Source organism: Georgenia sp. AZ-5, from assembly GCF_043952095.1.
GTDB lineage: Bacteria > Actinomycetota > Actinomycetes > Actinomycetales > Actinomycetaceae > Georgenia.
This window is the reverse complement of sequence record NZ_JBINOU010000001.1, coordinates 3518757-3531106: the sequence shown is the minus strand read 5'-3', so window position 1 is coordinate 3531106 and position 12350 is coordinate 3518757. Positions and strand designations below refer to the sequence as shown.

12 protein-coding genes are annotated in these 12350 nt (G+C 77.0%); 7 read left to right on the top strand and 5 right to left on the bottom strand.

Annotated elements, in window-relative coordinates:
• Positions 1-31: 31 nt before the first annotated feature.
• On the top strand, positions 32-1219 hold the full coding sequence (locus ACF0H8_RS16490) for an LLM class flavin-dependent oxidoreductase (protein ID WP_395289968.1): 1188 nt from the start codon (positions 32-34) through the stop codon (positions 1217-1219).
• Positions 1220-1255: 36 nt separating this feature from the next.
• A complete protein-coding gene (locus tag ACF0H8_RS16485) occupies positions 1256-1873 on the top strand; it encodes an FMN reductase (RefSeq protein ID WP_395289967.1) in 618 nt (205 codons plus the stop codon).
• A 115-nt stretch (positions 1874-1988) separates the two neighbouring features.
• On the opposite strand, the gene ACF0H8_RS16480 is transcribed toward ACF0H8_RS16485, so the two are convergent.
• Together ACF0H8_RS16480 and ACF0H8_RS16475 are read right to left on the bottom strand one after the other, a co-directional pair.
• Positions 1989-2513 (bottom strand): Rv3235 family protein, encoded by a 525-nt coding sequence (locus ACF0H8_RS16480; protein ID WP_395289966.1) that lies wholly within the window; start codon positions 2511-2513, stop codon positions 1989-1991.
• The gene (locus tag ACF0H8_RS16475) at positions 2510-3538 is read right to left on the bottom strand and encodes a LysM peptidoglycan-binding domain-containing protein (RefSeq protein ID WP_395289965.1); all 1029 of its coding nucleotides are present in this window, start codon (positions 3536-3538) and stop codon (positions 2510-2512) included. Before ACF0H8_RS16475 ends, ACF0H8_RS16480 begins: the two co-directional genes overlap by 4 nt.
• Before the next feature lie 246 nt (positions 3539-3784).
• On the opposite strand from ACF0H8_RS16475, the gene ACF0H8_RS16470 reads away from it, so the two are divergent.
• Positions 3785-4300, top strand: coding sequence for a hypothetical protein (locus ACF0H8_RS16470; protein WP_395289964.1), 516 nt, complete (start codon positions 3785-3787; stop codon positions 4298-4300).
• Positions 4301-4305: 5 nt separating this feature from the next.
• On the opposite strand, the gene ACF0H8_RS16465 is transcribed toward ACF0H8_RS16470, so the two are convergent.
• Entirely contained in the window at positions 4306-4518 is a 213-nt protein-coding gene (locus tag ACF0H8_RS16465; protein WP_395289963.1) for a helix-turn-helix domain-containing protein, read from the bottom strand.
• Between the two features lie 240 nt (positions 4519-4758).
• On the opposite strand from ACF0H8_RS16465, the gene ACF0H8_RS16460 reads away from it, so the two are divergent.
• Genes ACF0H8_RS16460 through ACF0H8_RS16445 form a run of 4 tightly spaced genes read left to right on the top strand, consistent with a single transcriptional unit; the run spans position 4759 to position 7870 of the window.
• Positions 4759-5349, top strand: coding sequence for a hypothetical protein (locus ACF0H8_RS16460; RefSeq protein WP_395289962.1), 591 nt, complete (start codon positions 4759-4761; stop codon positions 5347-5349).
• Positions 5346-6836 (top strand): CpaE family protein, encoded by a 1491-nt coding sequence (locus ACF0H8_RS16455; RefSeq protein WP_395289961.1) that lies wholly within the window; start codon positions 5346-5348, stop codon positions 6834-6836. Before ACF0H8_RS16460 ends, ACF0H8_RS16455 begins: the two co-directional genes overlap by 4 nt.
• A 30-nt stretch (positions 6837-6866) precedes the next feature.
• Entirely contained in the window at positions 6867-7337 is a 471-nt protein-coding gene (locus tag ACF0H8_RS16450) for a DUF6912 family protein (RefSeq protein WP_395289960.1), read from the top strand.
• Between the two features lie 56 nt (positions 7338-7393).
• A complete protein-coding gene (locus ACF0H8_RS16445) occupies positions 7394-7870 on the top strand; it encodes a heme-degrading domain-containing protein (protein ID WP_395289959.1) in 477 nt (158 codons plus the stop codon).
• Positions 7871-7928: 58 nt separating this feature from the next.
• Here the strand turns inward: ACF0H8_RS16445 and ACF0H8_RS16440 are convergent, their stop codons facing one another.
• A complete protein-coding gene (locus ACF0H8_RS16440; RefSeq protein ID WP_395289958.1) occupies positions 7929-11099 on the bottom strand; it encodes an AAA family ATPase in 3171 nt (1056 codons plus the stop codon).
• Positions 11099-12307, bottom strand: a complete 1209-nt coding sequence (locus tag ACF0H8_RS16435) for an exonuclease SbcCD subunit D (protein WP_395289957.1) — start codon at positions 12305-12307, stop codon at positions 11099-11101. Before ACF0H8_RS16435 ends, ACF0H8_RS16440 begins: the two co-directional genes overlap by 1 nt.
• Positions 12308-12350 lie beyond the last annotated feature (43 nt).

The following is a 12350-nucleotide window of genomic DNA, read 5'->3' as shown; positions in this document are numbered from 1 at the left end:
ATGCAAATGCATCGAATCTCGAGGGGTCCTCATGCAGTTCGGCATCTTCACGGTCAGTGACGTCACGACCGACCCGACCACGGGCGCCACGCCCGACGACACCGAGCGGGTGCGGGCGATCCTGAAGATCGCCCAGCACGCCGACCAGGCGGGGCTGGACGTCTTCGCCACCGGGGAGCACCACAACCCGCCGTTCGTGGCGTCGTCCCCGACGACGATGCTGGGGTACCTGGTCGGGACGACGCGGAACATCGTGCTGTCGACGGCCACGACGCTGATCACCACGAACGACCCGGTGAAGATCGCCGAGGACTACGCGATGCTCCAGGTGATCTCCGAGGGGCGGATGGACCTGATGATGGGCCGGGGCAACACCGGCCCGGTCTACCCGTGGTTCGGCAAGGACATCCGCCAGGGCATCAACCTCGCGATCGAGAACTATGCGCTGCTGCGCCGGCTGTGGGAGGAGGAGGTGGTGGACTGGCAGGGGAAGTTCCGCACCCCGCTGCAGGGCTTCACCGCCACCCCCCGCCCGCTGGACGGGGTGGCGCCGTTCGTGTGGCACGGCTCGATCCGCTCGCCGGAGATCGCCGAGCAGGCCGCGTACTACGGCGACGGGTTCTTCCACAACAACATCTTCTGGCCGATGAGCCACACCAAGCGGATGGTGCAGTACTACCGCCAGCGCTTCGAGCACTACGGCCACGGCACGGCGGACACCGCGATCGTGGGCCTGGGGGGTCAGTTCTTCGCCCGGAAGAACTCCCAGGACGCCAAGGCCGAGTTCCGCCCGTACTTCGACAACGCCCCGGTCTACGGCCACGGCCCGTCGATGGAGGAGTTCACCGCCGAGACCCCGCTGACGGTGGGCTCGCCGCAGGAGGTCATCGACCGCTACGCCGCGATGCGCGAGCACGTCGGGGACTACCAGCGCCAGCTGTTCCTCATCGACCACGCCGGGCTGCCGCTGAAGACGGTGCTCGAGCAGATCGACATCCTGGCCGAGGAGATCGTCCCGGCGCTGCGCCAGGAGAACGAGGCCAAGCGCCCGGCGCACGTCCCGTCCGACCCGCCCAGCCACGCCGAGCGCGTGGCCAAGGCCCGCGCGGCGGGCAAGATCGCCGGCGGTCACGTCGCGGGCGAGGACAAGTGGACGGGCAAGACCGCCGAGCACGATGCGGCCGCCGCGGCCAAGGCCGGCGCAGCCTTCGGGCTCTGAGCACCCCTGACGATCATCTGAGGAACGAGGAGAAGCATGAGCGAGCGCACCATCGTCGCCGTCTCGGCCGGGCTGGGTCAGCCCTCGTCGACCCGGCTGCTGGCCGACCGGCTGTCCGAGGCGACCGTGACCGAGCTGGCCGCGCGCGGGGTGACCGCGACCGTGGAGACCGTCGAGCTGCGGGGCGTGGCCCACGAGATCGTCAACGCCATGCTCACCGGGTTCCCCACCGGCGAGCTCGCGGGCGTGCTCGAGCAGGTCACCGGCGCCGACGGGCTGGTCCTGGTGACCCCGCTGTTCACCACCACCTACTCGGGGCTGTTCAAGTCCTTCGTCGACATCCTCGACAAGGACGCCCTGACCGGCATGCCGGTGCTGCTCGGCGCGACCGGCGGCACGCCCCGGCACTCCCTGGCGCTGGAGTACTCCGTGCGGCCGCTGTTCACCTACCTGCGCGCGGACGTGGCGACCACCTCGGTGTTCGCCGCCACCGACGACTGGGCCGGCGAGGGCGACACGGTCAACCCGCTGCCGGCCCGCATCCGCCGCGCCGGCCGCGAGCTGGCCGAGATGGTCGCCGCCCGCCAGAACGCCGGCCCGGCCGACCTCTACCAGGACGTCCCCACCTTCGACCAGATGTTCGGCGGCCTGTAGCCGCCGCCCCCGACCGGTCGGCGCCGGCTCCCCCCGCCGCGCGCCGACCAACGACGGCCGCGCTCCCCGGAGCGCGGCCGTCGTCCTGCCCGGCCACGGCCGGCGGCCGCCGCGCCTAGCCGATCTCCAGCGCCGTGGCGCGCCACCGGCCACGGTGGGCCTCCAGGCGCACCGCCGCGGCCCGCACGCGCCGCCCGTCGTGGACGACGACGGACGCCTCCACCACGCCAGGACCGATGTCGCACGCGTGCACGCGGAGCACCGTGGCCCGGCGCGCCGCCGTCGGACGCCCGTGCACCCGGTAACCGAGGGCGGCCCGCCGGGCGAGCGACTCGTACAGCTCCGCGGAGAGCCACCGCGCCAGCTGCGCCGCCGGGCGGACGCCGAGCAGCGCCTCCACCGCGGAGCGCACGAGCGCGCCGGACCACCGCGCGGCATCGGGGAGCGCCGCGCCCTCGGCGGGAGGCTCCGGCGGCTGGGCCTCCCGTGGCTGGGCGGGCCCGGCGAACCTCACCCTGTCCCACGGCCGGGCCACGGAGGTGCGTGGCACGTCCGTCGCCGCGAGCCCGTGCGCGGGGGACCGGGCGCCTGGGCCGGGCTGACCCGCGAGGGCAGGGCGCGAGAGGGTGATCGTGCTCATGGGGCCTCCTCGGTAGGGGCCAGCAGCCGCTGGCCGGGGCGGATGAGATCGGGGTCGGGCCCGACGACGTCCTCGTTGGCCGCGTACCAACGCGGCCAGGCGGCGGCAATCTGCTCCTCGCTCGCCCGCGCCCCCAGGTGCAGGGCGGCGATCGACCACAGCGACTCGCCCGCGGTCACGGTGTGCGTGCTGCTCGAGGCGGGGGCGCCGGGCGGTGCCGGCTCCGGACTCGCCGCCAGGGGAGTCGGCTCGGGACTCGCCGCCAGGGGAGCCGGCTCGGGACTCGCCGCCAGGGGAGCTGGCAGCGGGGCCTTCTTCGTCGGCGTCCCGGCGTGCCTGGGGACAGGCTCCGGCGCCGGGTGACGGGTCGGCGCTTCCGCCGTTGCCGTGCCGAGTGGCGGGACGGGGTGCGGCGCGCCCTCGGCGGGTGCCGGCGGCGGCGCCGGTGGCCCCGCTGACTCCGGGGAACCCGGCTCGCCGGGGTCCACGGGGGCGCCCCATCCCAGGTCGGCGACCCCGCCCGTCTCGGTCCCCCAGACCTCCGGCGGTGCCGTCGCGGTCGGGGCGTCGGCCGAGGGCGGGGCCGCCGCCGCCGGGGCCATCGCCAGGGCGATGCTGACGCCAGCCGCGGCCGAACCCAGCACGGCCCGGCGCAGCCCCGGAGCGCCCCACCGCCGCACGGCAGCGGAGACGAGGGGCCCGGCGTCGCCCCGGCACACGCGAAGACCGAGGATCACGGCGGCCGTCAGGGCGTACCAGGCCGCGAGGCCCGCGCCGAGGGTCAGGACGCCCGTGGCGACGAGGTCGTCGAGATGCGTGGGCGCGAGTGCGCCGGGGGTCGCGGCCGCGTGCCGGAGGCCGGCCACCGACTCCCACGCGCGCCGGGCGAGGAGGAGCGCGACCGCGGTCCCCGCGAGAAGCGTCGCTGGTGCGGTGAGGAGGCCGGAACGCCGGGCAGCACGGGGCGCCCGCGGTGCCGCCTCCCGGGTCGCCGTCCGGCTTGCCCGCGCCGACGGTCTGTCCATCTCGTTCACCCCCACGCCCGAGCCGCTTCCCGTCCGGTCACGCGCCAGATGCCCGCACCGACGGCCCGCCCGCTCCCGCCGTCTCCTCGTGCCAACCAGTGCAGTTTGATGCCGTTTGATACAGCGGGATGGTGATAGGTGTACTCCGACGCTGTCGTGCTGTAAACAGCCGGCGTGCGCCGGTGGACAACCGATGAAACGGCCAATCCACGTCCGGCGACGCGAGGGGTGGCCTACCGTGCGTCCATGCGCTGGGAAGTCCTCTTCGAGGACCTGGAGAGCCAGTACGAGGCAGCGGTTCGCACCGCCGACGACGACGAGGTCGCAGAGCTGGCGGAGGCGGAGATCGGTGCCACGCGGCTGGCCGACCGGCTGCGCGCCGCGCGAGGCAGCCGGCTCACGCTACGGCTGCGGTCGGGCGCCACGGTCGGCGGCGAGCTGCTCGACGCGGCCCCGCAGTGGTTGCTGCTGGCCGACGGCGAACGCCGGACGCTGGTCCCCGTCGCCGCGGTCGCGCTGGCGTGGCCGCTCGGTCCCTCGGCACCGGAGGCAGGGCTCGTCGAGCAGCGGCTGCGCATCACGCACGTGCTCCGCGCACTCTCCCGCGAGAGCGCCCTGGTCCGCCTCACGTGCCCCGCCGGCAGCTACTCCGGCTGGCTCACCCGGGTCGCGTCGGACCACGTCGACCTCCGCGTCGACGGCGCCGGGAACGGCGTGGTCACCGTGGCGCTCGCCGCGCTGGAGTCGGTGAGCACGGCATGAGGGACTCAGGAGCCGTGCTCGGCCTCGATCCGGGCGCGGGTGCGGGCGTACTGACGCTGGATGTAGTCCTCGAGCGCGCTCGCCTCGACGCGCCACTGGTTGCGCCCGCCGACCTGGATCGCTGCGAGCTCGCCGGTGCGGACGAGCACGCGGACCTGGGCGACGGAGACCGCGAGCTCCTCGGCCACGTCCGCCAGCGTCAGGAACCGCTGCGCCATGTCCACATCCTTCCACCACGAACCGATACCGCCCACATGCTCCCACCGCCACCGGGCATCGGCCGTCATCGACGGGTGGCTGTGGATGGCGAGCGGCCCCGCAGGGCGCACGCGGGCATCATGGGTCACCCACCGAGGAGGCGAGATGAGCGCTGAGGAGGTCCGTCCGGCCCGGCGCCTGCGGCGGCCGACCTGGCGGGACCCGCGGCTCGGCGTCGGCGTGCTGCTCGTCGCGGGTCGGTGGCGCTGGGCACCTGGGCGGTGCGGGACGCCGCCGCCACCACCCCGGTGTACGCGGCCGCGGAGGACCTCACCCCGGGCGACCCCATCGACACCGGCTCGCTGGTCGTGCAGGAGGTCCGCCTCGGCGCGCCCGAGGCGCACTACCTCCGCGTGGCGGACGGGGTGCCCGCCCGTGCCGTGGCGGTCCGGCCGGTCGCCGCCGGGGAGCTGGTCCCGCGGTCGGCCGTCGGCTCGACCGAGGCGGTCGACCTGCGCCCAGTGGTGATCCCACTGGGGCTGTCCGTGCCCGCCGACCTCGGGCCCGGCACGGTGGTGGACCTGTGGCTGACCCCGCCGCCGCCCTCCGCCGCCACGCCCGCGGACGGGGAGGACCCCGAGCCGGTGCTCCTGGCGGCCGACCTGGTGGTCGCGGAGGTGCTCGAGGACACCTCGGTCTTCACCGGCGGGACCGGGGTGTCGGTCGAGCTGCTCGTGCCCCGCCTCGACCTGCCCGAGGTGCTCGGGGCCCTGTCGAGCGACGGCGAGCTGGTGGTCGTGCCCACCTTCGGGGCGCCCGGAGCCGGCGCTCCTGCCGAGGGGCAGGGGTGAGCACCGGCGTCCTGGTGGCTCTCTCGGGCCCGGCCGAGGGCGAGCTCGTGCAGGCCCTGGACGCGCCCGGGACGGGGCTGCGCGTGGTGCGCCGCTGCGCCGACGTGCCAGAGGTGCTGGCGGCGGCCGCCGCGGGGCTGGGGACGCTCGCCGTGCTGTCCGCCGCCTTCCCGGGCGTGGACCGGACCGTGGTGGCCCGGCTCCGGGCGGCCGACGTGCTCACCGTGCTGGTCGCTGCGGGGCCCGACCGGCGGCGCTGCGAGGCCCTCGGCGCGGACGCGGTGGAGGACGAGCTCGCGCCCACCGCGGCGCTGGCCGAGCGCGTCGTCACGCTCGCCCGCGCCCGGGCGGAACGGGCCGCGGGGAACGGGCACGGTGGGGCGGCGGACGCCGGTAACGGTCGCGCTCGAACGGCGGACGCCGAGAACCGCCTGGCCGACGCCGGACGGGCGCAGACGCACGACCTGGGCCCCGACCCGGGCGGCGCCGCGGACGGCGCCGACGGCGGGCGCACGGCGGGCCCGGCCCGCGCTGCGGCCGGGTCCGGCCGCGACCACGGTGCCCGACACGACGCCGGCGCCCCCGACCCGGGAGGCGACGACGTACCCGATGCCCGCGCGGATGCGGAGGCGACCGAGGGGAAGCTCGTGGCGGTATGGGGTCCGCCGGGAGCGCCGGGCCGGACCACCGTGGCCGTGACGCTCGCCGCGGAGCTCGCCGCTCTGCGGGGCGACGCGTTGCTCATCGACGCGGACACCGAGGCGCCCTCGGTCGCGCAGGTGCTGGGCCTGCTCGACGACTCCTCCGCGATCGCCGTCGCCGCCCGGCAGGCCACCCACGGGCGGCTCGACCCCGCGGCACTGGCGCGGCTGAGCCCGGCCGTGGACGGGACCCTGCGGGTGCTGACCGGACTGACCCGGGCGGACCGGTGGCGGGAGCTGCCCGGGGCCGCGCTCGAGACGCTGTGGGCGACGGCGCGCCTGACCAGCCCGTGGAGCGTGGTGGACCTCGGCGCCGGGATCGAGGTGGACGGCCGCCTCGATCCCACCTTCGGGCCGCAGCGGCACCAGGCCACCGCAGCCGCGCTCGCCGCCGCCGACGTCGTGGTCGTGGTGGGCGCCGGCGAACCGGTGGGCATGCGCCGCCTGGTGGTGGCGCTCGGCGACCTCGCGGAGCACGCGTCGGTGCGGCCAGGAGCGGAACGCGTGGTGGTGGTCAACCGCGTCCGGTCCTCCGCGGCGGGGCCGGGGCCGGAGCGGTCCATCGTCGAGGCGCTCGCCCGGTTCGCCGGTGTCACCGACGCCATCCTCGTCCCGGACGACCGCCCGGCTCTGGACAAGGCCGTGCTGCAGGGCGGCACGCTCACGCGGGTCGCGCCCGCCTCACCGGCGCGTGCCGCGCTGCACGCGCTCGCGAGCCGACTCGCCGGAGTGCCGCAGGCGCGTCGGGGACGCCGTCGCCCGGCGGTCCTGGCCCGGTTCCGCTGACGGCCGGCCCGCGGGTGGGACACTGCCGACATGCGTGTCTACCTGCCTGCCACCGCCGCCGACCTGTCGGGCGGCGCCCTCAGCCCCAGATGGGCCCACGCCGTCACACCGGCCCTGCGCGGTGCGCTGCCCGAGGAGGACGACGAGGGGCTGGAGATGTCCGCCACGCTGGCGGCGGCGGACGAGTCCGTGGCGCGCCTCGCCGCCGACGGCTCCGTCCCGCGCCGCGTGGTGGTGGCCGCGGACGTGCCGGACGCCTCGGTGCGGCCGCCGGAGGTGCTCGGGGAGGACCAGCTGCCCTCCGCCGTCGAGGTCGTCGCCCCGGTGCAGTGGTCGGACGTCGTCGCCGTGCACGTCGACGAGCCGGCCGCTGCCGACGACGTCTCGGCGGCCGCCGCGGGGGACGAGGAGGCCCTCGAGCGGGCTGCCGAGCGGGACCTGCTCTGGTACGACGTCGTCGAGCTCGACGCGCTGCGCAGCGAGCTGGCCGCGCACGCCTAGGTTCGCGGCCAGGGCTTCGGGCGGTTCCGGCCGCCGGCTTCCCTAGACTGACCGCCGTGACGTACTCCCGCGCCTTCTACGAGCAGATCCTCGCCGAGGAGGCGGAGCTGCGGTTCCCCGCCTTCGGCCCGGAGGACGCCTGGCGCCTGGGCAGCCAGATGCGCGCCGCCGCCCGGGAGCGGTCCCTGCCCGTGGTGGTCGGCATCGTGCTCGGCCGGCAGCAGGTGTTCCGCACGGCGCTGGAGGGCTCCAGCGCGGACAACGACTCCTGGCTGGCCCGCAAGACCGCGGTGGTCCTGCGCTACGGGCGCAGCTCGATGGGCGTGGGGGAGCAGTTCCGCGTCGAGGGCCGCGACTTCGACCGCGACAGCCGGCTGGACGTCGGGCAGTACGCCGCGCACGGCGGCGTCTTCCCGGTCGTCGTCACCGGCACGGGGATGGTGGGGGCGGTCGGCGTCTCCGGCCTGCCGCAGCGTGAGGACCACGCGTTCGTGGTGGAGCAGCTCCGCGTCTATCTCGCCGCCGGGGCATAGCCCCTCGTCCCGCGGCGGGCGCGGTGGGTGCCTCGCCGCGGGGCGTGACCGCCCTCCGTCAGCAGCGGACCCGCAGCGTCGACGCGCCCGTGGGGAGCCGCCGGATCTCGATGCGCTCGGCGATGCGGTCCTTGAGCTCCGTCACGTGGGAGACGATGCCGACCGCCCGCCCGCCGTCGCGCAGCCTGCCGAGCTCGGCCATGACGGCGTCGAGCGTCGAGGGATCGAGCGAGCCGAAGCCCTCGTCGACGAACAGGGTGCCGAGCTCGACGCCGCCGGCCTCGGACCGCACCACGTCCGCGAGGCCCAGCGCGAGGCACAGCGAGACGTAGAAGGTCTCCCCGCCGGAGAGGGTGTGCGGGTCGCGGGGCGTCTCCGTGACGTGGTCCCGGACACACAGTCCGAGGCCCGCCTTGCGGGCGCGCTGCCCGCCCTCCTTCTCGTCGATGCGCTCCAGCTCGTACCGGCCGTCGGACATCGTCGCCAGGCGGTCGTTGGCGGCGGCCACGACGTCCTCGAAGCGGCGCAGCAGCACGTAGGTCGCCAGCGTCGTCGCGGTCTGGTTGCCGTCACCCGCGGTCGCGAGGTTGGCCGTGCGCAGGAGGGGCGCCGCGCGGGCCGTGCGCTCGGCGTGCGCCCCGAGGGCGGCGAGCAGCTCGCCCCTCGCGGCGCGCACCTGCTCCGCGCGCAGCCGCGCCTCGGTGGCGCGGCGGCCGGCCGCGCCGAGCGCGTCGAGCGCCCGGCGGTGCGCCTCCTCCGCGGCGACGACGTCGGGTGCCTCCGTGCCCGTCAGCGCCGCCACCGCCGGCTCGGCGAGCCCGGCGGCGACCCGGGCCAGGGCGGCCCGGTGCTCGAGGACCGTCCGCTCGAGGGCCGCCATGGTGGCTGCGGGCAGCGACGCCGTCCGGGCGGCGCCGGCGTCGGCGAAGCCGGCCTCGGCCAGCGCCTCGGCGAGCCGAACGGTGGTCCGCCGCAGGTCGTCCGCCGCCCCCAGCTGGGCCCGCCGTGCCTCCAGCAGCGCGTGGGCGGTGGCGGCGCGGGCGGCGAGCACGTCCGCGCGGGCCGCCACCGTCTCCTCGCCGCAGCAACCGGCGGCGCACCGTTCGCGGTCGGCGGCGAGCTGCTCGCGCACCGCCGCCAGCCGCTCGCGGCGCACGGCCAGGGACGACCGGCCCTCCGCGAGCGCCTCCCCGAGCTCGGCGGTCTCCTCCTCGTACCGCACCAGCTCGGCCTCGAGCTCGGTCACGGCCGCGGCTGCGTCGTCGGCGGCGGCCGCCCGGCCCCCGGCCGCCCCGAGGGCAGCCCGCGCCGCGTCGACGTCCAGTCCCTGCGCGGCCTCGCGCAGCGCCTCCAGCTGCTCGTTCAGCCGCGTCGCCCGCGCGCGTTCCCGCTCCACCGCCGCCGAGGCCTGCTCGCGCGCGGACGCGGCGGCCTCCACCTCCTCCGCGCTGGCGTGGTCGGGGGCCGGGACGGCGGGGGAGGGGTGCTCCGTGGCACCGCACACCGCGCACGGGTGACCGGCCTGCAACCCGGCCGCCAGCTCGCCCGCCACCCCCTCGACCCAACGGCGCCGGACGGCGTGCTCGGCGTCGACCGCCGCCAGGGCCCGGGCAGCCGCGGCGGCGACCGACTCCTGGGCCTCGGCGAGCTCGGCGGTCCGCACGCGCGCCTGCGTGGCCGCCCGGAGCACGTCCGCCGCCCGCTCGAGGTCGGCGCGCGCGGCGGGCAGGTCGGCCGCGCCGGCCCGGGCCGCACCCAGTCGCTGCTCGATCGCGGCCCGGCCGCCGGGCCGGGCGGCGTGCAGCGCCTCCTGCTCGGCCAGCGCCTCGGCCTCGGTCTCGATGCTGCGCGCGGTCGCTGAGACGGCAACCTCCCGGCGAGGCAGCTCCGCCTCCAGGCGGACGAGCTCGGCGAGGGCGCCCTGCTCGGCGGTGGCGGCCTCGTGGGCCGCGCGCAGCGCGTCGACGTCGGTGCCCCCGGAGCTGCCGGCGACGAGGTCCGCGTCGCGGCCGGTTCCGGCGGCGGCGACCGCCGCGCGCCAGGTGGTGTCGGCGCCGGCCGCGGCCTCGGCCGCCTCGGCGTGGGCGTGCAGGGCGCCCGCGACGGTGCTCGCCCGGCGGGCCAGGTCCAGCCGCTCGGCCGCGGCCTCCACGTCGGGTGCCCGTGCGGTCAGCGTCTCCTGCTCGGCGAGCAGGGTGGCGCGCCGCTCGACCACCCGCGCCAGGGTGCGCTCGGCGTCGAGGGACGCGCGGGCGTCGGCCTCCACGGTGGCCGCCCGCGACTCGGCCGTGGCGGCGGCGTCGGCGGCAGCCGCCACCGCGGCCAGCACGGCCCCGGTGTGCTCGGTGAGCGTGCCGCCGTCCAGCTCCTCCGCGGCGGCGACGAGCGCTGCCCTGCTGACGGCGGGCACGCCGACCCCGGCCTCACCGGTGTGGCTCCCGTGATCCGGGGTGCCAGGTGCCGCGGCAACGGCGTCGGTCTGCGCGCCGGTGGCGGCGGCACCAGCCTCACCGGTGGCCGTGGCACCGCCGGTGACGGCGGCGGCCTCCTCGAGGCGGGCGGCGCGGACGAACGCCGCGGTGGCGGAGCCGATCTGCGCGCCGGCGCGCTCGACGTCGGCCCGCGCCGACCGCGCCGTGTCCGCGAGCTGCTTCTGCAGCCGCTCGTAGACCTCGGTGCCGAAGACGTCCTGGAGGACGGCCCGCCGGTCCTCGGGCCTGGCCCGCAGGAAGGAGGCGAACTGCCCCTGGGGCAGCACCACCGTCTGCGTGAACTGCTCACGGTCCAGCACCACGATGCGCGAGAGCTCCCCGCCCACCTCCTGCACGTGGGCGGAGACCGGCTCCCCGGCCCCGTCCCCGGGGTCGGCCAGGCGCCAGAGCTTCGCGCGGGCGTTCTGCGGGGTGAACCCGTCGCCACGCTTCTTGGGGCGCAGGAACTTCGGCGAGCGCCACACCCGGTACACCCCGGCGGCGGTGGAGAACGTCAGGTCCACGAAGGGCTCGACGTCCGCGGCGGCGTGGTCGGAGTGCAGCCGGTCGTCCGACGCCTCGGCGCCGGCGACCGTGCCGTACAGGGCGAAGACGACGGCGTCGATGAGGGTGGACTTGCCCGAGCCGGTCGGGCCCTCGAGCAGGAACAGGCCGCCCGTGGAGAGGGCGTCGAAGTCCACGGTGTGCCGGTCCGGGAACGGGCCGATGGCCTGGAGGGTCAGCCGGTGGATCCGCATCACGCACTCCGCTCGCTCGCCAGGACCGCCTCGTACGCCTCGCGCAGCACCGCGGCCTCCGCCTCCTCCGGGGCGCGCCCGCCGACCGCCTCGAGGAACTGGGTGGCCACCTCCAGCGGGTCCGCCGCGGCGGTCACCGCCGCCGCCTGCACGCGCTCGCGCACCCGGGCGGGGACGTGCTGGACCGCCAGGGCGTGCGGGAAGCGGCGCGCGACCTGCGCCCACATCTGCTCGGGCCGGACGTCGTCGGTGACGGTCACGCGCAGCCAGGCGTCGGCACGGTCGTCGAAGGCCGGGCTGAGCAGCTCCGCGAGGGTGCCGGTGACGTCGGCCAGCCGGCGCGGGACCGGCGCCTCGACCAGCTCCACCCCGCACACCCCGTCGGGGCCGATGTCTACCAGCGCGGTCGACTTGCGGTGGTGCTGCTCGGAGAAGGAGAACGCGAGGGGGGAGCCCGCGTACCGCATGACCGGGTCGACGCCCTCCCGGCCGACGCGCTGCGGGCCGTGCAGGTGCCCCAGCGCGACGTAGTCGAGCCCGTCGGCAGGCCCGAACACCCCCGAGGGGACGCTGTCGACGCCGCCGACCCGGATGTCCCGCTCGGACTCGCTCGGGGCGCCCCCCGTGACGAACGCGTGCGCCATCAGCACGGCGGGCACGCGCGTGCCGCCGGCGCCTCGCCGGGCCGCCAGGTCCGCCCGCACCCGGCGCAGTGCGGCGGCGGTGACGGCCTCGTGCGACCGTGCGGGCGGCACGGGCGAGCCGTCCTCGCCCGGCTCGGCCAGCGCCTCGCGGGCCATGTCCGGGTCCAGGTAGGGCAGGGCGTACACGAGGGCCCCGGTGCCGCCGTCGGCGTCCGGCAGCTCCACCGGCGTCCCGACGCCGGCCACGCGCGAGCGCACGGCCAGCCTGTCCCGGAAGAGCCCGGCACCGAACCCCAGCCGGGTGGCGGAGTCGTGGTTGCCCGGCGTGAGGACCACCCGCGTGACCTCCGTCAGGCGTGCCAGGGCCTCCGACAGCAGCTCCACGGACGCGACCGGCGGCACCGCGCGGTCGTAGACGTCGCCGGCGACGACCACGGCGTCGACCGCCTCGGCGCGCACGAGCTCGACCACGTGCTCCAGCAGGAAGGCCTCGTGGTGGCGGTGCAGATCCTCCCCGTGCAGGGTGCGCCCCAGGTGCCAGTCCGAGGTGTGCAGGATCCGCATGCCGACGACGCTAGCCGCGGCCACCGACATCGCCGGGAACGCC